Genomic DNA, 23,166 nt, shown 5'->3' on the forward strand with positions numbered 1-23,166 from the left:
GCGATTATATGTGAAAAATAGCATACATAGAGGAATTCCGGGGCCGAGGTGCTGGATATATGCTAAAAATCACATAAAACGCCGCTATTCCCGCTCATTCAAGCCGATGAATGTGAAAAACCACATAAAATCGCAAAATCTGGCGGCTCTGAGGGCGAATCTCACATCGAGCGAAGCCCGCTTGCGGCATCCAAGCCGCCCACAAGACGCAATCCCGCCCGCACGCCACCCCGCCCACAGCCTACGAAGTCAAAGTCGCCTCTGCGGAAGAGAGCGCCGGCTGACGCCGCCCTAGCGCGAAGCTCCACAGCGCGATGAGAAGGCCGACCGCCGCCAGCCCGGAAGCGAGCCATGGGACGCCGTGCAGGCCGGAGTGGGTAATGACGACTCCGCCGAGGTAAGCTCCCGCCGCATTGCCGATGTTCAGGAAGGAGTGCGTCGAGGTCGACGAGAGCAGCGGCGCCTCATGCGCCTCGTTCATGATGCGCACGTTGATGCCCGGGAACGCGCCGAAGGCGCCGATCCCCCAGACAAAAATCGCGAGCACGGCGAGAACCGGAGACTCGAGCATTACGGTCATCAGCGCCAGGACGACGGCGAGCAGGCCGAACACCAGGATGACGGACGGCATCAGCTTCCAGTCGGCCAGCTTGCCGCCGAGGATGTTGCCGAGCGTGACGCCGATTCCGAACAGGACAAGGATGTACGTCACGTTATGCTCGGCGAAGCCCGTGACCGTCTCCAGAATCGGCGTAATATACGTGAAGAGGGCGAACAGGCTGGCGCAGCCGAAGGCGCCGGTTCCCAGCATGAGCAGCACCTGCGGCTTGACGAGGCTGCGCAGCTCCTTGGACAGCTTGGGCGGGGCCGTCCGTTCGTACTTCGGAATGAAGCGGACGATGCCGGCGAGCGAGATCAGGCCGAGAATGGTGATCGCCGCGAAGGAGGCGCGCCAGCCGAGCTGCTGGCCGATGAAGGTGCCGAACGGCACGCCGACGATGTTCGCGATCGTCAGTCCCGCGAGCACGAGCGAGACGGCCCCCGCGCGCTTCTCCGGCTTCACGAGCCGGGCGGCCATCAGGGTGCCGACGCCGAGGAACGTGCCGTGCGCGAAGGCGGTCAGAATGCGCGCCGAGAGCAGAAGCACATAGTTCGGTGCGATGATGGACAACGCATTCCCGACAATAAAAATAAACATAAGAAGGACAAGAAGCTTCTTCTGGGCGATTCGCAGGGTCAGGATCGTCAGCACCGGCGCGCCGACCGCCACTCCAAGGGCGTAGCCGGTGATCAACTGGCCGGCCCGCGGAATCGAGACGTTTAAATCCGCGGCGACGTTGGGCAGCAGCCCCATGATCAGGAATTCGGTCATGCCGATGGCGAAGGCTCCCAGCGTCAGACACAGCAAGGGGAACGGGAACCTCATCTTGCCTGCGGCCTTGCGGGCCGCAACAGTAGGGGGAGGGGTCATGGTGTCGTTTCTTCCTCTTTCTATCCGGATTTTCCCGCCTCTTCGGACGGGTTTGTCTATGAGAACGTACTGAGTATATCACCGTTGGGGGGATTCGTCATTTTGTTCTATTACGCGCCGCGAGTGCATCAGATCGTTCATTGATAACTGGGTTGCTGCGATTATAATGGGACTTACAGGACATAACTGGATGGAGCGATACACTATACTCGGATAGGGAGGGAGATGACAGCATGGGACAGACAAGCCTCATTCTTAGACTGGAGATGGACCATTCCGTGTGTACGTTCGGGGAGGTAGCCACGGCGATCACCGGAGCGGGGGGCGACATTACTTCGATCGACGTGATTCGGCCGGGGAGGGAGACGTCCGTTCGCGATGTGACCGTGGATGCCGGCGATCAGGGGGAGAAGCCGTTCGTCGAAGCGTTGCAGGGGGTGCGCGGGCTCAAGATCGTGAATGTGTCCGACCGGACGTTCCTGGCCCATCTCGGCGGCAAAATCACCATTCGACCGACGATGCCGATCAAGAATCGGGACGATCTGTCTCGCGTTTACACGCCGGGGGTGGCGAGGGTGTGCCAGGCGATCCACGAGGACCCGAAGAAGGCGTTCTCGCTGACCGTGAAGCGGAACACGGTTGCGGTTATCTCCGACGGCACGGCCGTTCTCGGTCTGGGCGACATCGGTCCGTTCGCCGCCGCTCCGGTCATGGAAGGCAAGGCGATGCTGTTTAAGCAGCTCGCGGGCGTCGACGCGTTCCCGATCTGCCTGGACACGAAGGACACCGAGGAGATCATCCGGACGATCAAGACGATCAGCCCGATCTTCGGCGGCATCAACCTCGAGGACATCAGCTCGCCGCGCTGCTTCGAGATCGAGCGCCGCCTGTCGGAGGAGCTGTCCATTCCGATCTTCCATGACGATCAGCATGGCACGGCCGTTGTTGTCATTGCCGGACTGCTTAATGCGCTGAAGGTCGTCGGCAAGCGGATCGAGCAGGTCAGGGTCGTCGTCAACGGAATCGGGGCGGCGGGAGTGTCCATCTGCAAAATGCTGCTCGACGCCGGGGTCCAAAGGCTCGTCCCGGTCGACCGCGAAGGGGCGATCGTGCGAGGAGGGAGTTATGCGCATCATCCGATGTGGAACTGGCTTGCCCAGCAGCCGCAGGTGCAGGCCGAGCCGGGAACGCTGAAGGAAGTGATCGGCGGAGCGGACGTGTTCATCGGCGTCTCGCGCGGAGGCGTGCTCGGCGCGGACGACGTTCGGCGGATGGCGGAGCGCTCCATCGTGTTCGCGATGGCGAACCCGAACCCGGAGATCGCGCCGGAGGAGGCGCTGCCCCATGTCGCCGTCTTCGCGACGGGCAGAAGCGATTATCCGAACCAGATCAACAACGTTCTGGTATTCCCCGGCTTGTTCCGCGGCGCATTGGATTGCCGGGCGAAGCGGATCAGCGAGCCGATGAAGCTGGCGGCCGCCCGCGCCATCGCGTCCGTGGTCACGGAGAACGAGCTGAACGACCAGTACATCATCCCGAGTATTTTCAACGACCATGTTGTGCCGAAGGTCCGCCACGCCATCATCGAGACGGCCATCCTGACCGGTCTTGCCGGGCGTATTCCGCCTGACTTCCGTTAACTATCCCGGGTGCGCAGCTCTAGGTAAATAATTCCAGTTTGGTTGTCGAACCTTGCAACATTCGTTATGATGGAAGGGACGATCAAACCGGTTATACGGAGATAGGATGGAATGATGAGCGTTAATCAATCGTTGAATCAACTGACAGAAGCATTATGGACACCGATGGAAGGGGCGCTCCGCTTGGCGGACGCCCTTGCTCCGCTCTCCAAGAGCGAGCTGACGGCCATCCGCAGCCTGAATAAGCTGAGCGGACTCAGCTCGCTGAAGAAGGACGATCTGGCCGCGCGGCTGGCGGAGCTTCTGCCGCCGCTTGCGGCGGACATCGTAAACGGAGCGGACGAGGAGCTGTTCGGGCTGCTGAAGAAGGCGGCGACGGACGGATGGCTGGCGGAGTCGGCGGACTTCGGCAGATGCGGTTACTTGATGGAGCGGGGCATGCTGTTTCGCGGCAGCGTGAAGGGCAGGAACCGATGGATGATGCCCGTCGAGATCGCGGAGGCGTTCAAGAAGCTGGACCTGGCCGCGGCCCGGGAAGCCGTGCGCGGCAACGAGCGAACGATTCGTCTTGTACGCGGACTGCTGTGCTATTACGGAGTTCTGAGCCTCGACGATCTCCACGCGCTGCTGGGGCCCCATCTGACCGCCCCGCTGACGCCGGCCGATCTGAAGCGGTTGCTGGACGAGGTTTATCTGTACAACGAGGGAATCCAGACGGGCGAATACGGCTATGCGGACGAATCGGCCTTGGAGCCGGAGCAGCTCGCGGAGGAGCAGCGGCTGCGCACGGACATTCCCTTCCGGCCGTTCTCGACGGAGGAACTGCTTCAAGCCGGGGAATGGAATTATATCGAACGCAATGCCAGCTTCAAGGCGTTCGTCCGGTTTCTGGAGACGAATTATGCGCTGTCCGCGGAAGATGCGGACGGTCTCATCCTCGAATGCTCGTTTAACATTCAATTAGGCGCGAGCCCTTCTCAGCTTCTGGAGTTTTTCCAGGAGCAATTGGAGATGGAAGACGCGCTGCTCATCCAAGGCTTCATCGGGCATATTACCGAGCTTCACAACCATACGCGCTTCTGGGGTCTCAAGGGGCATACGCCGATCGAGATGTCCGGAGAAGAAGGCCGCGAGGCAACGACGGCGAAGACGGCCGCCGGCAACGTGATCGATCTGGCGACCGGACGGAAGATTGGACGGAACGATCCGTGCCCTTGCGGGAGCGGCAAGAAATTCAAGAAGTGCTGCGGAGGCTGATGTCTGATGTCGACAACCGGAATCGTTCTGATCGCCGCGCTGGTCGCGGTCGTATTCTTTGTACTCTGGGTGCAATATGGATTGACGAGCGGACTGCTGCGCCGGGAGAAGAAGCGCGCCGGCGAGATGCTGGTGCGTCTGAGCTCCCTGATCCTGTCTTCGGAATTCGAAGAAGCCGATTCCGGTCTTGTCCAAGGGCGGACGAAGGACTCCCTGTCCGATCTGGAGCGGTCCGTGCTGGCGGCGAGGGAGAAGGCGGAGGCGCTTCAACTCAAGCTGGAGGGAAGCCGCGCCAAGTTCCTGTCCTTGTTCGGGAAGTATTCGGAAGCGAAGAAGCTTCAGTACGAAGGGAACGAGATCGCGAATCAGCTTGACCGGTTCAAGCGGCAGATGCTCATGATGGAGAAGGCGGCCGACGAGGCCCGCCGTCTTCTTGAGCAGGCCCGCAGGGATTCGGAAGAAGTGGCGAAGACCGTCGAGGAGATCAGTCGGCGAACGCGTTATCCGCTCGACGACTTCCGGAACAAGCTGGAGCGCATCGACGGCGAGATCCGGAAGGCGGGCGAAGCCAATCTGTTCGACGCCGTGCAGGCGAAGGAGCAGGCCCAGGAGACGCAGACGCTGATTGCCGACCTGCAGGTCAAGACGACGGACTTCGAGAAGAACGTCGGCCTGCTGGACGACATCAAGCGGCGGATCGACCGTGAGGCCGCGCTCCTGAAGGCGCGAATCGAGAAGGACGATTCCCTGAACGCCAACCGGGGACTGCTCGCCAACCTGAAGCAGGTCGAGCTGATGATTGCGGACCTCGAGGCGATGATGAGCCGGGGCGAGACCGTCAACCTGAGAGCCGCCGCGGTCGATATCGACCGTCTGCTGAAGGACACCACGTACACGATCGAAGGCGTGCGGTACTAACCTACCGCCTCGCCTCCAGCGTGAACTCGTCCAGCAGCTTGCCGTCCGCATCGTATGCCTGGTAAGTCAGCGCCTGTCCGGTCACCCGGATTCCCGCGAACATCGGCTTGCCGTTCTGGAAGTGAACGAGGTGGTAGAATTGGTCTTCCTTCTTCTCGTTAAGCTTCGTCCCCGATGCGTTCGGCACGACGTATACCGTCCCTTTGCCGTCCGGAACGATCTCCCCGTCCTTGATCGAATAGGAGCGGGAGTATTCATGGTTGTGCCCCTGCAGCACGAGGTCGACCCCGTACTTGTCGAACAGCGGCACCCAGCGCTCCAGCACCGACTCGTCCTGATTGCCCCCGTAAGGGCCGCGGTGCAGAGCGACGATGATCCACGTTGCTTTCGTCTGCCGCAGGTCCTCCTCCAGCCACTTCGCTTGATCCTTCAGCTTCGATTCGGTGTTCAGCACAATGAAGTGGGCAAGGCCGTAGTCGAACGAATAGGTCGTGCCGGCAATATTGCTCTTGTTGCCGTTGTCCGGCAGGTTGAAGTGCGAGACGAATCGGTCCGCCTTCTTGTCCACCTCGTCGTTATTGCCGGTCACGGGCATGAACGGGTACGACGTTGCCCACCTGCTCGCTTCCCCGAACAGCGCCTCCCAACCGGCCTCTTCCTCGGCTTCTTCCGTCAGATCCCCGTTATGAAGGAAGAAGGACGCATCCGGGAATGTCCCGAACGCGGCGTCCAGCGTCCTTCCCCATACTTTGAAGTCCTCCGAGGTCAAGCCCTGCGAGTCCGCCACGTCAATGAAGGTGAATTCGTCTGTTCCTTCCGCCTCCGTTGCGAAGGAATACGCCTCGCTCCAATGCTCCTTCTCCCCGTCCCCGACCCGGTACGCATAGCGGGTTCCGGCAGCGAGACCGGTTGCCTCCGCTTTATGAACGCCTTGCACTCCCGTGTCGCCGGTATCGATCGACTCGGATTCGCCTTCGAATTCGAGCGTCGCGGACGAATCGAAGGAAGCAGCGCCGCCGTTCGGAGCGGGAACGACCTGAAGGACGGTGCCGTACTCGGCCCCCCTCGTCCGCCAAGCAAAAGCGCGGCTCGTCCGAGGGTCGGACTTGAACGTCGTGACGAGCGAGAGCGGCGTCCAGGCGGAAGGCTCTTGCCCTTCCTTGCCCGATTTCGGGCTTCGCTGTTCATAAATCGCCATTCCGATGCCGACCGCAATCAGAACAACGAGAATGGCTGCGAGCAGCCAATAACTTCGAATCATCGCATTCATAGGGAGCCCCCTGACTTTGCCTCGACATGTTCTTCTTAGCTTAACGATAATAGGGCCTGCAAGTCAAAGCGGCTGCATGTCATCTGTTTGTCATCGAATGGACAAGTGTCCTCTGGGCTCCTCCTGGCGTATAATAAGGAGTATGAAGCCCGAACTAGAGGGGAGATTTGCCGTATGGCCAACACCTATGTCTACTCCAGGAGAGAAGAAGTCGTCAATGCGATCACGCACGGATTGGGGGCGGCTCTAAGCATTGCGGGCCTGACGCTCCTTATCGTCTACGCCAGCCTCCGAGGAGACGCTTGGCACGTGACCAGCTTCACCATTTACGGAGTCACGATGCTTATGCTCTATGTCGCGTCCACCCTCGTTCATTCGTTCCGGGAGGGCAAGGTCAAGGATTTGTTCGAGACCTTCGACCACTCCTGCATCTACTTGTTCATCGCGGGGACGTATACCCCGATCATGCTGACCGTCCTGAGAAGCCCGCTCGGATGGACTCTTTTCGGAATTGTATGGGGGATCGCCGCTGCCGGTATTGTTTTCAAAGCCTTCTTTACGAAAAGATTCCTGTACCTCTCGACACTCTTCTACGTGCTGATGGGATGGATGGTCGTGTTCGCCTGGGGACCGCTGCAGGAGGTCATGAGCCCGTCCGGGCTGCATCTGCTCGTCGCCGGAGGCATTCTCTACACGTTCGGCGCGGTGTTCTACGTCTGGCGGGCGTTCCCGTATCATCATGCCGTCTGGCACCTCTTCGTGCTTGCCGGTTCGATCGCTCACTTTTTCGCCATTCTGCTGTACTTGCTTTAACCCATCACACGCCTCTCATACAGCTCTTGGCCGGGGGACTTTCCCGGTCTCTTTTTTTTGCCCAACCATTCAATCGGCATCCCAATCGGCATCCCCTCGGCTCAGAACGGGGCCCCCGGTCCGGCGAGGGCTCCTCCCCCTAAAATCACTCAGAACCCGCTATACCATCCACTCAGAATGCCACTCAGAATGCCACTCGGAATGCTGCCGTGCCGCTTGCCCCCTCGCAGCCGTCCTTTTCCAAGCAGCCCCGGAAGCCGTTATACCATTGCCTCAGATACGCTCCTGATCCTCGGAAATGGAACGAAATTGGATTGGGGTATTGAAATGAGAACGTATGTTTGTTATAATAAAAACAAATGGAAGATCCAGGGGGCGGGGCATGATGACGCGGACGGCGACTTCTTGGGAGGATGTGCGCGAGTGTTATTCCAGCGAGGAGGCGTGTGCGGAGGCATTGTTTGCCGCTCGTTGGCCGAAGGGCTTCTGTTGCCCCGCTTGCGGGCATTCTTACTACTACGTCACGCGCACGCGCCGGCTTCCGCTGTACGAATGCAAGAGCTGCCGTCATCAGGCGTCGCCGACTGCGGGAACGGTGATGGAGGGCAGCTCGACGCCGTTGTCGAAGTGGTTTCAAGCGATTTTCCTGTTGTCGCAGCCCGGTGGAATCAGCTCGGTCCGGCTTGCCGAGGCTCTGGAAGTTACCTATAAGACGGCGTGGCTGATCTCGCATAAGATTCGCCAAGCGATGCGCGAGGCGCAGCAAGCGGAAGTTCTGGAGGGGGCCGTTCGAATTGAAGCGTTCGGTTATGGCACAAGCTTGCTCTTGCAGCCCAACCAGCCTTTGCTGATGGGAGGTTCGTTCGACGAAGAGGGGGAACTGCGGCATCTGAAGCTGCAGCAGCCGGACCCCGACCATGTGAAGCTCTGGAACCGAATGATTCACAAGGACGGCTACGAGGCCTTCGAAGCAGAGTGCGTCGGACAAGCTGCGGTCACGCGCGGCTTGTATTATTCGACATCTCATCGGCAACTCCACCCGTTCCGCCGTCAATTGAACGAATGGCTCCGGGATACGTTCTGCGGAATCGGGGCGAAGCATCTTCAAGCTTACCTGCACGAATTTAGCTTTCGCGTGAACGGCGAGAGGGCTGTCCGGGCAGCGGATTCACTGTTCTTCTCCCTGCTCGGTTGGTGCTCTTCGGCGAGCCGATTGACTTATGCCGTTCTGACGCGGCCTCGGAGGACGCTCCCGGTTGCCTGGCAAGCTTACGGAACGAAGGGAAAATGGAGCTCGGTGCGGCGCCGGATTTACATCTGAGGGAGAGGCAATCTAGGGGAATCGAAATCGATAACGATCTTTTCGCTTGGAAGCGTCAGTGTGCTGAAGAACGCTGAGTGCTAAATGCTAAATGCTAAATGCTAAATGCTGAAAGTCTGAGCCGATGGGATAATGGGTTCAGAGCGAAAATGGATAATAGGGCGCTCCGGGCTGTGAGGAAATGGAATATATGAAGAGGGAGCGCGTTCGGAAGAAACAAGAAGGGGCTCGCCTCTCTTGTCTCCGAGAGAAGGGCCGGAGGCGAGCCGGAAGGAAACGAAGATCTAGTTCTCGATCCAGCGAATGAGGACGAAGTGGAGCTTGGTTGTCAGGATCGGGATGAGGTCTGCGAGTGTGCCGACGAAGGGGGTCAACTGGTGAGTTCCCTTCGGGCAGACGATCTTGAGGTTGTACTCGTACTGGGCGATCTGGGTGAAGACGGCGCGAGGAGCCTCTTGGCCGTCTTCCAGCGAGTAGACGACGAGCTGTTTGAGTTTGACGCGGACGAACAGATGCGTGAATTGCATGTGATGCAAGGTTCGTTGCAAGAACGTATGGCCGAGGTACAACGAGAAGTTCATCCAAGCATCCTCCTTAGCGGCGGCGGTAACACTATTAAAATATCAGCTATCGACATAATATTCAATAATTTTACATAAATTCTATTTCGGTGCAGGTTATCTCCGAGACGGCCGCTTCGGGACAAGAGGAACGAATGGCAGGGCGAGCAGGACAATCGCAATAAGAACCCCGATGGCCAGGGGACGATGGTCGAGAAGAGCTTGCACGGCAAGGGTTAGAACGATGCCGCCAAGGTTGCCGAACATGAGCAGCACTCCGGCTACTGTGCCGTCTTCCTCGGGAGGGGATTCTCTCTCGGCTGAAGTCAGGATGACGGGAAGGTTGGCGAGCAGCAGGAACCCCGTTAAGGTGAATAAGGCGAAGATGAGCCACACGGGCTTGCCAATCGCGAGGAATGTCAAGGCGGCGGCGCTGACGGCGAGGGAAGCGGTCAGCACGTAACGGGAGCGCGAGCCGATGTCCGCCCAGCCGGGGACAACCGCTGCGCCGACGATGCCGGCAAGGGTCATGGCACCGATGGCGAGTCCGACTTCCGCCGAACTGATTCCGATCGGCTGCGAGAGCACTTCGAGCCAGGTCGTCAGGGTGATGAACAGGCCGAAGCCGGCGAACAGCAACAAGCTGTAAACCCGGACGAAGCGGTAGGACCAGACGGTTCGGATCGAGGCAAGGAAACGAGCCTCTTCCTGCGGCACTTCGTACAACGGACGGCGGCGAAGCGCAAACAGGAACAGGATGGCGGAGCAGACGGCCAGAACGGCTTGGGTGAGATGGACGGCGCGGAGGCCTCCCCAGTCCATCAGGAAGGGGGATGTTACCGAGGAGACGAGAATGCCGATGAAGAGGCTGGCGGTGCCCGCAGCGATGGCGGTCGGTCGCTTCGCGGGTTCGGCATACATCGCGGCCAGCTTGTTGACGGCGTTCAGGATGAACGGCTGGGCGATGGAGACGAGCATCTGGCCGACGAGCGCATATTCATAACCCGGAACGAGACGAACGAGAGCTCCGGCTCCCGTCAGGACGGCTCCCCATGCCAGCGTATGCTTAAAGCGCTTGTCCGCCAAGTAGCCGAACGGGATGGCAAGCAGGACGTACAGCAGCGGATATACTTGGGCGAGCCAGCCGACGGCGTCGACGGAGACGCCCCATTCCTTGGCCGAATCGGTCGTGATGGGGGTATAAGCGACCCACAGAAGCTGGGTTGCGCCGGCAAGGAAGGCGTAGGCGAGCAGGACGGACCAGCGGGTGCCGGCAATCGGGCCGGGGGCAAAGCCCGAGCGGCGAACGGTCGTAGGGGGCTGATAGGACTTATAGGGCGGCATTTTTCTTCCTCCTAGCGACGAATTAATCGGATTCGGGAACGAACAGGCCGCGCAGGTGATCGTTCAGGAAAAGGCCGTCCGGGTCCATGCGGCCGCGAAGCTCTGCGAAGTCCGACCAGCGCGGATAACGTTCGCGAAGCTGGGCGTGCTTCATGGTGTGCAGCTTGCCCCAGTGGGGGCGTCCTCCGTGACGAAGGAAGATGTCCTCCATCGCGGAGAAGTACTCGCGATAGGGCATCCCTCGGTACATGTGGACGGCGATGTAGGCCGAGTCTCTCCCGGTCGCCGGGCTGATCCATAGGTCGTCTCCCTTCGCGTAGCGGCATTCGATCGGGAAGTGGACGGCGAAGCGCTCGCGCTCCATGACGGCGCGCATCTCGCGGATGACGTCCGCCATGGAGGCGGCGGGAAGATTGTACTCCATCTCGTTGAAGCGGACGAGCCGTTTGGTTGCGAAGATGCGGTGGCTGTACTCTACCTTGCGGAATACGGGAACGCTTGAGGCGCTGATGCGGCTGACGGATGTTGCGAGGCCGGGGAAGCGGCGGCATAACCCGGACATGGCGCCGAAGACGCCGTTCTCAAGCACCATCTCGCTGAGGTAATCCCGGATCGGACGGGACGTGATTCGTTCTTCCGATTCGTCCATGAATTTGATCTGGCACGTCTCCGCGTACGGGAACCAGTAGAATTCGAAGTGGCGATGGCCGTCGCGGAATTCGTCCAGCCGTTCGAGGCATTCGGATAGCGGAATGCGGGAGCTGCGGTATTCCAGCTTGTAGGCGGGGCGCAGTCGCAGCTTCACTTGGGCGACGATGCCGAGGACGCCGAGCGAGACGGGGTATGCGCCGAAGGTGTCCGGAGACGATTCGGCGTCGAGCTCGCGGATGTCGCCGTTGCCGTCTATGATCGTCATGCCGAGCACCTGCGTGGAGATGTTGCCGAAGCGGATGCCGGTGCCGTGCGTTCCGGTGCTGATCGCTCCCGCGATGGATTGCACGTCGATATCGCCGAGGTTCTCCTGGGCGAGACCTTCGGCGTGAAGCAACTCGCCGAGTTGCTTCAGCTTGGTGCCGGCCCAGACGGTCGCGGTGCGATTGTCCGCGTCGACGGAGACAATGCCTTGCAAGCGGTCAAGCGAGATCAGGATGTCGTTCGTCGCGGCAATTGCGGTGAAGGAATGCCCGGAGCCGACGACACGAAGGGTGCGATTCTCCTTGCGGCACATGCGAACGGCATCCGAGATCTCTTCCGTGCTGGAGGGATAGAGAATTTGGCGAGGGCTGGCCGCAGCGCTACCGGACCAGTTGCTCCAACGTTGGATGTTTGTGCTCGACTGAATAATCTTGCTCATAGGAAGCACTCTCCCGTCCCGCGATAGGTTCTGTATTCCGCGACAATCCGTCCGTCCGCTACGGCGTGCAGGCTGGAGAACCGTTCGCACAGCTCCCCTGCCTTCGCGTGGCGGAAGAAGACGGGATCTCCGATCCCGAGCGGCTCGGAGCCCGCGTACCGAAGCGGGGTCTGCACTTCGCCGGCGCCTTCGCGAGCCATGAGGGACAGGCCGGCCGGAAGATACGGCTTCGGCAGCTTCTCGTCCCCCGGCGAGCCGGAGGCGACATAGCCTCCCCCGAGGCAGGTGAAGACGCCGGGGGCGGGCCGGCGAACGATGGAGACGGCGAACCCGGCGGCGGGCTCGTAGCGGAACGACCGGTAGGCGTCGAACAGCAGCGGGGAATAGAAGCCGGAGCCGGCGGTAATCTCGGTGACGCCGGGCTCGAGGCGGGAGCTGGAGAAGCTGCCGGTTCCGCCTGCGTTCACGAAGCGAAGAGGAAGCCCGAGCGAGCGGATGCCTTCGAGCACTTCGGCGCGGCGTCTGGCGACCTCGACGATGGAGCGCTTCTTGAGCAGCCGGATGACGCGGTTCTGCAGCGCCTGGCCGGGGACGTTGTCGCCGAGGCCGGCGATCTGGGCTTCATAGCCCATGATGCCGTCGAGGCGGACGTGCTTCGAGGCCGCGATGCGCTGCACGACGGGAGCGGCTTGCGCCCAACTGCCGAGCGGCGAACGCCAGACGCCGAAGCGGAGGCCCGGGTACGAGGAGGACATGTCGATGTCGAGGCAGACGGGCACTTGAACGCCCGCGGCGCGGGCGATCCGTTCGATATGCTCGACCTGCTCCGCGGAGTCGACCATCAGAACGATAGTCCGGCCTTCGCCGATGAGGCGGGCGATGTCTTCGAGCTCCCCGGCGTTCCAGATCGGGTAACCGAGCAGCAGATCGTCGAAGCCTTGCTCCGCCAGCATGATCGCTTCCTTGCCGGCGAAGCACATGATGCCTTGGAAGACGGAGCTGGAAGCCAGGATTCGGCGCAGGGCATCGACGCAGCGAATGGACTTGCTGGCGATTCGGACGCTCTTGTTCCCGGCCGCTTCGGCAATTGCGCGGGCATTGGCATCGAATAAATCCAGATCCAAATAAGCGAAGGGAGTCGGAAGTCCCTCGAACACCCTCCTATAGTGGCCGTACTCGGAAACGCTCATGGCACACCTCTGCGCTCATAGTTATGCATACATTTGTGTACAGAGTTCTACAAGTTCGGACAAATCCCTTTTTTCGCGGTAAAATAGAGGAACTTAAGGAGGGGATTGGCGTGGCGATCGAGATCGGGCTCACGGGATGGGGAGACCATGACAGTCTGATCTTGACGGCTCCCAAGAGCAAGGACAAGCTTCGGATGTACGCTCGGCATTACCCGCTTGTGGAGGTCGATACGTCCTTCTATGCGATCCAGCCCCCTGAGCGAATGGGCAAGTGGGCGGACGAGACGCCGGAGTCGTTCGGCTTCATCGTGAAGGCTTACCAGGAGATGACCGGGCACCAGAGGGGCAAGCCGTATTATACGGAGGCGGATGAGATGTACGCGGCGTTCCGGGAATCGCTGGCTCCGCTCATGGAGAGAGGGAAGCTGCGGGCGGCGCTGTTCCAATATCCGCCGTGGTTCGCGTGTACGCGGGATTCGGTGAATGTGCTGAGGGAGGCGAAGCGGAGGATGGAAGGAATTCCTTGTGCGCTCGAGTTCCGTCACCGGAGCTGGTTCGACCCGGAATTCCGCGAGAGGACGCTGACGTTCATGCGCGAGGAAGGCTGGATTCACAGCGTGTGTGACGAGCCGCAGGCGGGGGACGGTTCGATTCCGGCCGTCGCGGAGGCGACGGACCCGTCGTACACGATTGTCCGCTTCCACGGGCGCAACAGCTCCGGGTGGAATAACGGAGGCGGAGCGGACTGGCGGGCGGTGCGGTATCTGTACCGATACAGTCCGGAAGAGCTGGAGAGCTGGCGGGGGAGGCTGGAAGAGCTCGGACGGCAGAGCCGCGCGGTCGGCGTCGTCTTCAACAATAATTCGGGCGGAGACGCCGCGGATAACGCGAAGATGCTCATGGCGATGCTGGGACAGCGAACGCCGGAGGGGAAGGAGCCGCTCGAGCGGGAGCAGCCGGCCCCGAAGGAACCGGAGCCGGAGCAACTGGATTTGTTCGATTCGTTATGAGACAAGGAGTGCGGTTAGAACGTAGAGAGCCCGGACGACGCGGATGTCGCCCGGGCTTCTGCTTGTTTACCCGGCTTGCCGTCAGCTCGTCGTCGAGAACGAGAACTGCTGGTTGTTGCCGCCGCTGTCGGTGTACTGGATCAGGTCCGCTCCGTTCGCTGTCGAGGCTCCAGTGATGTCGAGAATTTTGCGGCTCTTCACGTTCATGATCTTGTAGTAGCCGGAGCCGACGGAGATGAGGCGGAATTGCTGGTTGAGGCCGCCGTTGTCCGTATACTGAATGACGCTCGCTCCGTCGGCGGTCGAGGAGCTTGTGATGTCCATGATTTTGCCGCTGTTGCGATTCTTGATCTTGTAGTAGCCGCCGCCCGCGTCGACGAATTGCCAATGCTGGCTGGTCCAGCCGCCGTCCGACCACTGCTCGATCTGCGTGCCGTCCGTCGTCGCGCCGCTTGTCGCTCCGAGCAGCAGGCCGCTGTTGCGGTTGGCGATCTTGTAGTAGGAAGAGGTGTTCACCGGCGGGCTTGTCGTTCCGGAGATGGTGCCGACCGCGGCGTCAATTGTCAGCGAGTCGGCCCAGCTCATCGAGAGCGAGGTGCTCGAGGGGAAGGTCAGCGGCAGCCAGACGTATTCGGAGTCGTTCACCTTGCCGCCCCACGCTCCCGCCCAGCGATCGCCCATGTACAGATAGGAGGTCGAGGACGAGCCTTCGACGGGGAGCACGTAGGCAGCCTGAGAGTTATAGGCGTTGGAGTTGCCGAAGTTGGTCAGGCTGCTCCACGTGCCGGAGATGCTCGTCGCCGTCGCGTACTTCTGCTGGTTCGGCGACCAGCCTGTCGCGCCGGAGGTGATGAGGAAGTAGGTGCTGCCGCGTTTGAACATCGCCGGCGCTTCCCGATAAGAGCCGGTCCAGAGCGTCTGGACGAGCGAGTCGACGCCCTTGAAGTCGCTCGTCAGCTTGTAGATGTTCAGGTCTGCGTTCACGTTGGTCGCCGAGATGAGGTAGGCGGTGCCTCCGTCGTTGAACACCGTCATGTCGCGGGAATCGTAGCCGAGCGGACGGAAGCTGCCTTGGTACGTGTAGGTGCCGTCCACGGTGCTGGAGTAGGCGACGGCGGTGCGCGCCTGGCCGTAATCGACTCCGTTCTCCCAGTGCATCCACATGACGTATTGGCCGGTCGAGCTGTTGTAGATGACCTTGGGACGTTCGATGTTGGAGACGTTCAACTCCGTCGCGGAGCTGCTCGTCAGCACGTCGCCGCGGTACGTCCAGCTCTTCAGGTCTGTGGAGCGATAGCAGGAGACCGCCTTGAACGTGCCGTCCGTGTTGCGGTTCTCCCCGAACCAATAGTAGTAGCTGCCAACCTTGATGGCGCCTCCGCCATGCGCTTGGATGACGTTGCCGGATGTGTCCGTGAATTGCCAGCCGTTGTTGGCGATTGTGACCGAAGCGGCGGATGCCGGACCTCCGAAGCCGACATACGTCGCCAGAACAAGAATAAGCGCAATCAGAAGCTTGGCCGTGCGATCGAGCGGGTGAGCCATTCCAATTCCTCCTCTCGTAATGGGAAGCACACTGGAACAACATCGAATTGATAACGCTTACAGGATGGTTTGAAGTCAACTCCCTCCCTCCTTCCGTTCGGAGCTGGTTGAAGACCGCCGTGCCTGCGGCTCGCGGAAGTCCGTGCTCGCCGGCGTTCTCGCTGCCGGGGCGCGATGCGGCCTTGCTTCCACTATAGCAGGAAGACAGGTGCGGAACGACTGAACAATCGTGCGATCGGCCCGCCGACGGCGGGTGCGGGAATGAACAATGGTGCGCAGTGTGAACGATTCTGCGAATGGAGTCGGAGATCGGCATTGCGAGGAATTTGGCGGTGCCATGTGGCATAAGGTCGGAAGGCCAACCGAATACGCGGAGAAGGAAGTGCGGGAACGGCGAGCACGACGTCGCGGTGGGCGTCGCCGCGCTCGAGGCGCTTAAGCCCCATCTCGGTTCCGGCTATGAGGTGCTGACGCAAGCGGATATCCGGAAGCAACGAGCCGCGGAAGCATGTCCTTGCGCCGGTAAACGCCGAGCAGGAGGCCGATGGACGCCAGCTCGCACACGGTCTGCAAGCCGCTGTAGCCGACGAATGGCATGGCGATGCCGACGAACGGCAGCACGCCGACCGACATGAGCAGCGTCCAGACGAGCTTGACCGCGAGAATGGAACCGACGGCGAGCGCGAGCAAGCGGGCATACGGCTCCCGCGACTGCCGCGAGATGCGAACGGAACGGTAAACAAAAGCGGCGGCGAGGAGAACGAGCGCGATGCCGAAAGCCCAGCCGAGCGCACCGACCAGGTAGGCGACGATATTCTCGGTATAAGCATAGGGAAGCCGATCAAGCCCGACATCGAAGCCGTGCCCCTTGAAGCCGGCGGAACGGATAAAATCGCGGGCATAGGTGCCTCCGTCGATGAAGGAGTCGTCGCCGGCGAAGCGCTGAAGATAGGCGAGGATGCGCTGATAGAAGATGGAATGGCGCATCTCCCCGAACCGGAATTCCCTTAAGGCGAACAGGACGAACAGCAGCGAGCACATATAGAGCAGAAGCCGCTTCCAGCCCCCGTCCCTCGTCAGCAAGAGGAGCGCAGCTCCGACCAAATGAACGGAGAGCGAGACGAGCGAAGGAGACACCAGATAGAAGTAAGCGGGAAGCGCATAGAACAGCAGCAGCTCCTTGCCATACCCGCGCAGCTTCTCCCGGATACCGCCGACCGGCCGCTTCTCTCCGGCCAGATAACCCGCATAGGCGAACAGGAACAGATAAGGGGCGATCGAGGCGGCGTCAAGGGCGAAGCCTCCGATGTAGACCCAACGATAAGCGCCGTTCACCATTCTGCCAAGCGTATGGGATTGGGCGAGCAGGAACAGGACGACCGCGAGGCCGTAAGTCCACCAGGAGTACGATCTCAGCTTGCGATAATCGACGAAATAGAAAATAAGCAGAGCGGCCGTTCCCATCCCGACGCAGAGGAGCTTGTTCGCCAGAAACGGAATGTCCGGCATTCGTTCGGAGGGGGCGAGCTCCTGCAACGCATACATCGCCATCAGCCCGATGCCGATCAGCACGATTGCCAGCGACAGAAGGCTCCACTCCAGCTTCGGCCTGTGGACGCGCTGAAGCCGCTTGCCGATTGTCCGCGGATCGCCCATCTCCTTCAGCGCGTAAGCGATCGCTTCATCGAATGAAGCATCGATCAAAGCATCGCCCGAATTCCGGCAGACTTCCGCCGATTGCCCTTCCGCACCGGAAGCCGGACTCTCCGCATTCCTCGCGCTCCTCGCCGGCTTCAGCCTCTCGAAGACAAGCTCCTCCAGATGGCCGCCGATCTCCAGCCGAATCTCTTCGTGCAGTTCCTTCGCCCGGACCTGTCCGCATACGTCGTCCAAGTATTCGCGGACCGCCTTGTGCTCCCGGATGCGCCGTTCGATCATGGGGTTCCCCCCTCTCCCAGAACCCGGTTGACCGTTCCGCTGAAGAGGCTCCATTCGCGCTTCTTCTCCTCAAGCTGCGCGCGTCCCTTGTCCGTGATCCGATAATACTTGCGCGGCCGCGTTCCCTGCTCGTCCCAGTAGGCCTCGACCAGCCCGTCCGCTTCCAGCGCATGAAGAATCGGATACAAGGTGCCCTCCTTCAAGACGAACACGCCGCCGGACCGGGCTTCGAGCTCCTTCGTCAGCTCGTATCCGTACATTTCTTTGCGGTCCAGCAGGGTCAGGATCAGAATGACGTTGCTTCCCTTCATCAGTTCTTTGCTAATTTTCATGCAGACCCTCCAATGTAGATTGTCGATGCATCGTATATCTATGTATAGAGTAAAGGATGCCTGGGCAATTGTCAATGAACGGAACCCCTTCCTCTCTGGCTGGTCTGTCGCACACCCGTCCGCTTTTTCCAAGAGGTTGTGCTATGATGGTGTTGACGAAGGAACAGGGGATGGGAGTTCGGAGATGAGGAGATCCGCAAGCAGCAAAATCACGATGCAGGACATTGCCGACACGCTCGGAATATCGAAGTCGCTCGTGTCGCGGGCGCTGGGGAACGACGGCAAGATCAGCGAGCGGACGAAGGAGCAGGTGAGGCTGACGGCGCTGGAGCTCGGCTACCCGCTGAACTCCTCGCTGGCGGCGGTGCCGTCGTCGAGGACCGGCAACATTGCGGTGCTGATGCCCCGCTCGCACCTGAAGGACGGGGAGTTCTGGGGGCATGTCGTGAGCGGGGCGGAGGAAGCGCTCCACCGGGCGTCGTTCAGCCTGGTGCTGGCCGGAGTGGAAGGGGACGACTCGCCGGCCGAAGGAATGCCGAGTTGCATTACCGATCGGAAGGTGGACGGAGCAATCTTCATGGGGCGCGTATCCGCAGGCGTCATCGCGGAGGTGCTCGCCTCCGGCATTCCGGTCGTGCTCGCCGACGTGCGGACCGCAGGGCTGAAGCTGGACCATGTGCTGGCGGACAACTTCCGCGGGGGCGGCGAAGCAGCTCTGCATCTGCTGGAGAAGGGGCATCGCCGGCTGCTGTTCGCCGGGGACCCGGCGTTCTCGTTCAGCTTCGCGGAACGGAAGCGGGGAGCGCTGCAGGCGGTGCGGGACTTCGGCGACGGGGCTTCGGCTTCGGCATTGGCTTCGGAATCAGCAGCGGAATCGGCATCTGCTTCGGCATTCATCGAGGCGATCCCGTCGGAGCTTGAAGGCGGCTATAAGCTGGTCGTGCCGATCGCGGCGCTGGAGGAAGCGCTGCAGCGGACGGGAGCGACGGCGGTCGTCTGCGCGAACGATTCGGTCGCGTTCTCCGTGATCGAGAACCTGCAGGCGCTGGGCCTTCGCTGCCCGGAGGATGTCTCGGTCGTCGGCTTCGACAACGTGGAGAGGTGCGAGTGGGTGACTCCCAAGCTGACGAGCGTCGATGCCGGCAAGACGACGATCGGAAGGCGGGCGGTCGAGCTGCTGCTTCGGCGGATGAACGACTCCGAGACGAGGCCGGAGACGCGGCTTGTCGCAACGGAGCTCGTGGAGCGGCAGTCGGTGGCGGTCCGGGAGCTTCGATGATGCGGGGTGCGGCGACTCGAAGTTTCAATATTTATTGAAACAAGTTTAAATAAATATTGAAACAAAACCCTATCCATCGTAAAATCGAACTGACGATACGAGGCGGATAGGGTTATTCGCTCAGGAAGGAAGCTATTCGATGCGTGAGATCAATGCAAGCGGGCAGTCGTGGGAAGTGAAGGGCTTCTGGCCGTGGGTGCCGATCAAGGGAACAAGCATGGAGCTCGGCCAGGAGCTGATGGGGGTAACGGAGTGGATGCCGGCGACGGTTCCGGGAGCGGTGCAGTACGACCTGTACCGCGCGGGGCTTATTCCGCATCCTTACAAGGATATGAACAGTCTCGCCTGCGAATGGGTGGAGAATCGCTGGTGGATGTACCGGACGACGATCCGTCGCCCGGAGCCGGCCGGAGAGAAGCTTGAGCTCGTGTTCAAGGGACTGGACTACGAGGCGGCGATCTATGCGGGGACGAAGCTGCTCGGCGAGCACAAGGGCATGTTCCACGAAGCGGCGTTCGATGTGACCGAGCTGCTGCGGCAGTCGGAGACGCTTGAGCTGTCGGTGCTGCTGCGCCACGCTCCGGACGAGATGGCGCAGATCGGCAAGACGTCGGACACCTTCACGCAGAAAAGCCGCTTTACCTACAAGTGGGACTTCTCCACCCGTCTTGTCCCGATCGGCATCTGGGACGATGCGGTGCTTCGGGTGCACGGCGCGTTCTCGTTCGGCGAGGCGTACGTCCGCACGGAGGCGGCGGCCATCGCGCCGGACGGAACGGGAGCGGGGCGCATCCATGTCAACGCGCGGGTCGAAGCGAATAGAGCGGACGCCGCTGCGGGACTTGCGCTGACGGCGGAGTGCCGCGATCCGGACGGCAAGCTTGTCGCTGCCCGCGAGTTGGCGCTTGAGGATGACGGAGCGGCGAGCGCGGTGTTCGATATCGAAGGAGCGCGGCTCTGGTACCCGAACGGCTATGGCGAGCAGCCGCTGTACGAGGTGAAGCTGATCCTTCGGGGAGGCGCGGAGAAGCTGGACGAGCGGACGTACCGGGTCGGCATCCGGCAGCTCGAGTACGTCGCCAATGACGGAGCGCCGGAGGAGGCGCTGCCGTACACGGTCAAGATCAACGGTCGACGCATCTACATTCGCGGGGTCAACATGACGCCGCTCGATCATCTGTACGCCAACGTGACGGACGGCCAGTACGCCTGGATGGTTCGCCTGATGAAGGAAGGCAATGCGAACCTTGTCCGCGTCTGGGGCGGGGGGCTGATTGAGAAAAAAAGGTTCTACGAGCTGTGCGACGAGAACGGAATTATGATCTGGCAGGAGTTCATTCAGTCGAGTTCCGGGGTGGACAATATTCCGTCCAAGCGCCCCGAGTTCCTGGCGCTGCTGGAGAAGACGGCAAGGGCGGCGCTGGCGGACCGGCGCAACCATGTATCGCTGACGGTGTGGAGCGGCGGCAACGAGCTGATGAGCGAGCCGAACAAGCCGTCAACGATGGACGATTCGAACCTGGCCATACTGAAGGAGCTTGTTCGCGAGTACGACCCGCAGCGGCTGTTCCTGCCGACGTCCGCGTCCGGCCCGGTCGAGTATATTACCGAGGAGAAGGGGCTTGGGCACGATGTCCACGGGCACTGGAAGTACCAGGGCGATCCGTATCATTACGAGCTGTACGGAGAGAATGACAACCTGTTCCACAGCGAGTTCGGCGTCGACGGCCTCAGCCGGATGAAGAGCTTGCGGAAGTTCCTGAACGAAGGGGAGAGACGGCCTAAGGCGATGAAGGACAGTCTCGTCTGGCGGCATCACGGCGAGTGGTGGGATACGCTTGCGCGCGACGAGGCGATGTTCGGCAAGCCGGGGGACCTGGCCGTCTTCTCCGACGCCAGCCAGTGGATGCAGGCGGAGGGGCTGCGCTTTATCCTGGAGGCGAATCGGCGCCGCAAGTTCAGCAATAGCGGCAGCATCATCTGGCAGCTCAACGAGCCGTGGCCGAACGTCTCCTGCACGAACCTGGTCGATTACTACGGCGAGCCGAAGATGGCGTACTACTGGACGAAGGCCGCGTTCGCGCCGCTGCACGTCTCGCTCGATTATCGCAAGCTGAAGTACGCGAAGGGCGAGCCGTTCCGCCGCCTGCTGTACGTGCATGCGCACGAGCCGGGCGTCGCCGTGTCCGTCCGCGCGGAGGTGCTCGATTCGGCGGGCTCCGTTCTGCATCGCGCCGAATACGAGGGCGCGACGGCGCACGAGCGGGCGCTGCCGCTCGGCGAGCTCGCCTTCGCCATGCCGGAGACGGCGGACGGCCTCGTCTTCGTGCGGCTGGCGTACCGAACGGAGCAGGGGAGCGCCGTGCTGCCGCCTTACGTGTTCTCGACGGCGGACGGTCCCGCTTACGAGCCGGCTTGGCGTCTGGACGGGGCGGGGCTCGAGGCGCGGCAGGCGGGGGAGTGGCGCGGGGCTGCCGACGCGGCAACCGTCTATCGAGCCGCCTTCGAGCTGCGCAACGATGGCGAGCGGGCCGCGCTGCACGTTCACGCGGAGGAGACGACGGACGGCTTCTGGATGGAAGCCGACGAGCAATACGTGACGCTGTTCCCCGGCGAGACGCACACCGTCGACATTCGCTGCGTTCGCAAGAGCGGCGGCGGTCTGCTGGCGGAGGAAGCGGCTGCCGCCGCTGCCATCGCTCTCCCGCAGGTGCGCTTCCGCGCGATGTTCGGCGGTTCGAGCGGAAGAGGATAAGGGAAGAGCGCAAGGAAATAGCACATGGAAAAAGGATCGCGGAGGAGGAGGTCGCAGGATGGGGGATGGGCAGGAGCGATTGGCGGATTACTTGAACCGCCGGGTTGCGGACGGCTGGGCGACGGGCTTCTCCGTTGCCGTCACGGACGAGTCGGCGATTCGGCTTCGCGCCGAGGTCGGCGGCACGGCGGCCGCGCTTGGCGGCGAAGAGCGGCCGATCGACGCGCGCACGCTGTTTAACGTCGGTTCGGTGACGAAGCCGGTCACCGGGACGCTGCTGGCGAAGCTGGTCGAGGAAGGCGAAGCGACGCTGTCCGATAAGGTGCGGAGCATTATTCCGGAGTACCCGTTCGAGGACACGGAGGTGTTCCATCTGCTGGCCCATACGGCGGGCTACGATCCGGCGAACGTGCCGGTCGAACGTCCGCTGCGGGCGAAGGGGGAGGAAGGCCAACGCGCCTACCTGTCTTCCCTGTACGGAATTCGCGAGCGGATCTCTCCGGTCGGCGAGACGGCGCGCTACTTCACGGAAGGCTACTCGATCGTGATGGATCTCATCGAGCGGGTCGCCGGCTGCGACCTGGAGAGCTTCGCCCGGGAGACGCTGCTGCGCCCGCTCGGCATGGACGACTCGACCTTCGATCCGGCGAAGCTGGACCCAAGCCGCGTCGTCTTCCCGGTTGACGGCGCAGGCCGCGCGCTGCTGGAGCTGGCGGACTGGGGCGTTACGGGAGACAGCGGTCTGTATACGCACGCGGACGATCTGCTGAAGCTCGGCCGCCTGTTCCTAAGCGGCGGCTGCGCGGCGGACGGCCGCGTTGTCCTGCGCGAGCGGACGATCGCCTTCCTTCTCGCCGATGCGAGCGGCGGGCGGCTGAACCAGACGCCCGCCTTCTGGGTGAAGGGCGCCGAGGACCGCTACGGCTGCTTCGGCGATCTGCATTCGCCCTCGGCCGTCGGGCATACCGGCTTCAGCGGCTGCATGCTGTGGATCGATCCGGCTTGCCGTGCCGCGGGCGCCATCCTGACCAACAGCATGACGCTGCACGGCGATTGGCGGCGCTACAAGAGAATCAACAACCGCCTGCTGTCGCTGTTCGAGCATGAACAGCCGCGCTGACCGCATTTGAACGCTCTCGGGGTCTAAGGACTAAGGACCTCGGGGGCGT

At 61.5% G+C, this 23,166-nt stretch carries 18 protein-coding genes; 9 read left to right on the forward strand and 9 right to left on the reverse strand.

Translation table 11 applies throughout. The annotated features are described in order from the left end of the window. Window positions 1-241 precede the first annotated feature (241 nt). Window positions 242-1,471, reverse strand: coding sequence for an MFS transporter (locus E6C55_RS27955; protein ID WP_136373128.1), 1,230 nt, complete (start codon window positions 1,469-1,471; stop codon window positions 242-244). Window positions 1,472-1,704: 233 nt separating this feature from the next. Here E6C55_RS27955 and E6C55_RS27960 point away from each other — a divergent pair, with 233 nt between their 5' ends. The 3 genes from E6C55_RS27960 to E6C55_RS27970 all read left to right on the forward strand — a co-directional run bounded on the left by E6C55_RS27960 (window position 1,705) and on the right by E6C55_RS27970 (window position 5,286). Continuing rightward, window positions 1,705-3,111 (forward strand): NAD-dependent malic enzyme, encoded by a 1,407-nt coding sequence (locus E6C55_RS27960; protein ID WP_136373129.1) that lies wholly within the window; start codon window positions 1,705-1,707, stop codon window positions 3,109-3,111. 111 nt (window positions 3,112-3,222) lie between these two features. Then, the gene (locus tag E6C55_RS27965) at window positions 3,223-4,368 is read left to right on the forward strand and encodes a YecA family protein (RefSeq protein WP_136373130.1); all 1,146 of its coding nucleotides are present in this window, start codon (window positions 3,223-3,225) and stop codon (window positions 4,366-4,368) included. Window positions 4,369-4,374: 6 nt separating this feature from the next. Beyond that, window positions 4,375-5,286, forward strand: coding sequence for a coiled-coil domain-containing protein (locus E6C55_RS27970; protein ID WP_136373131.1), 912 nt, complete (start codon window positions 4,375-4,377; stop codon window positions 5,284-5,286). 1 nt (window position 5,287) lies between these two features. On the opposite strand, the gene E6C55_RS27975 is transcribed toward E6C55_RS27970, so the two are convergent. Next, window positions 5,288-6,556 carry a purple acid phosphatase family protein gene (locus tag E6C55_RS27975; RefSeq protein ID WP_136373132.1) on the reverse strand — a complete coding sequence of 423 codons (1,269 nt, stop codon included), beginning with the start codon at window positions 6,554-6,556 and terminating at the stop codon, window positions 5,288-5,290. Between the two features lie 174 nt (window positions 6,557-6,730). Between E6C55_RS27975 and trhA the strand changes: the two genes are divergently transcribed. Next, on the forward strand, window positions 6,731-7,369 hold the full coding sequence (gene trhA, locus E6C55_RS27980; protein WP_136373133.1) for a PAQR family membrane homeostasis protein TrhA: 639 nt from the start codon (window positions 6,731-6,733) through the stop codon (window positions 7,367-7,369). Window positions 7,370-7,751: 382 nt separating this feature from the next. Continuing rightward, the gene (locus E6C55_RS27985; protein ID WP_168735917.1) at window positions 7,752-8,690 is read left to right on the forward strand and encodes a transposase; all 939 of its coding nucleotides are present in this window, start codon (window positions 7,752-7,754) and stop codon (window positions 8,688-8,690) included. Between the two features lie 284 nt (window positions 8,691-8,974). Here E6C55_RS27985 and E6C55_RS27990 read toward each other — a convergent pair whose 3' ends face one another. The 4 genes from E6C55_RS27990 to E6C55_RS28005 form a co-directional block, all read right to left on the reverse strand. Then, entirely contained in the window at window positions 8,975-9,271 is a 297-nt protein-coding gene (locus tag E6C55_RS27990; RefSeq protein WP_136373135.1) for a hypothetical protein, read from the reverse strand. A 96-nt stretch (window positions 9,272-9,367) separates the two neighbouring features. Then, the gene (locus tag E6C55_RS27995) at window positions 9,368-10,594 is read right to left on the reverse strand and encodes an MFS transporter (RefSeq protein ID WP_136373136.1); all 1,227 of its coding nucleotides are present in this window, start codon (window positions 10,592-10,594) and stop codon (window positions 9,368-9,370) included. Window positions 10,595-10,616: 22 nt separating this feature from the next. Continuing rightward, window positions 10,617-11,948, reverse strand: a complete 1,332-nt coding sequence (locus E6C55_RS28000; protein ID WP_136373137.1) for a D-arabinono-1,4-lactone oxidase — start codon at window positions 11,946-11,948, stop codon at window positions 10,617-10,619. Beyond that, a complete protein-coding gene (locus E6C55_RS28005) occupies window positions 11,945-13,138 on the reverse strand; it encodes an amino acid deaminase/aldolase (protein ID WP_136373138.1) in 1,194 nt (397 codons plus the stop codon). Before E6C55_RS28005 ends, E6C55_RS28000 begins: the two co-directional genes overlap by 4 nt. A gap of 110 nt (window positions 13,139-13,248) precedes the next feature. Between E6C55_RS28005 and E6C55_RS28010 the strand changes: the two genes are divergently transcribed. Next, window positions 13,249-14,148, forward strand: coding sequence for a DUF72 domain-containing protein (locus E6C55_RS28010; RefSeq protein WP_230986893.1), 900 nt, complete (start codon window positions 13,249-13,251; stop codon window positions 14,146-14,148). A gap of 81 nt (window positions 14,149-14,229) precedes the next feature. Here E6C55_RS28010 and E6C55_RS28015 read toward each other — a convergent pair whose 3' ends face one another. The 3 genes from E6C55_RS28015 to E6C55_RS28025 form a co-directional block, all read right to left on the reverse strand. Further along, window positions 14,230-15,693: an RICIN domain-containing protein gene (locus tag E6C55_RS28015; RefSeq protein WP_136373140.1), complete on the reverse strand. Its 1,464-nt coding sequence runs from the start codon at window positions 15,691-15,693 to the stop codon at window positions 14,230-14,232. 435 nt (window positions 15,694-16,128) lie between these two features. Next, window positions 16,129-17,631, reverse strand: a complete 1,503-nt coding sequence (locus E6C55_RS28020; protein WP_168735918.1) for an FtsW/RodA/SpoVE family cell cycle protein — start codon at window positions 17,629-17,631, stop codon at window positions 16,129-16,131. Next, entirely contained in the window at window positions 17,628-17,963 is a 336-nt protein-coding gene (locus tag E6C55_RS28025; protein ID WP_136373142.1) for a PadR family transcriptional regulator, read from the reverse strand. The genes E6C55_RS28020 and E6C55_RS28025 overlap by 4 nt, the downstream gene beginning before the upstream one ends. A 184-nt stretch (window positions 17,964-18,147) precedes the next feature. Here E6C55_RS28025 and E6C55_RS28030 point away from each other — a divergent pair, with 184 nt between their 5' ends. From E6C55_RS28030 to E6C55_RS28040, 3 genes are all read left to right on the forward strand, one after another. Continuing rightward, window positions 18,148-19,242 (forward strand): LacI family DNA-binding transcriptional regulator, encoded by a 1,095-nt coding sequence (locus E6C55_RS28030; protein ID WP_168735919.1) that lies wholly within the window; start codon window positions 18,148-18,150, stop codon window positions 19,240-19,242. A 139-nt stretch (window positions 19,243-19,381) separates the two neighbouring features. Further along, window positions 19,382-21,997: a glycoside hydrolase family 2 protein gene (locus E6C55_RS28035; protein WP_136373144.1), complete on the forward strand. Its 2,616-nt coding sequence runs from the start codon at window positions 19,382-19,384 to the stop codon at window positions 21,995-21,997. A 58-nt stretch (window positions 21,998-22,055) separates the two neighbouring features. Next, on the forward strand, window positions 22,056-23,117 hold the full coding sequence (locus tag E6C55_RS28040) for a serine hydrolase domain-containing protein (RefSeq protein WP_136373145.1): 1,062 nt from the start codon (window positions 22,056-22,058) through the stop codon (window positions 23,115-23,117). The last annotated feature ends 49 nt before the right edge of the window (window positions 23,118-23,166 follow it).

It is taken from the genome of Cohnella fermenti, from assembly GCF_004801405.1.
Taxonomy (GTDB): Bacteria; Bacillota; Bacilli; order Paenibacillales; family Paenibacillaceae; genus Cohnella; species Cohnella fermenti.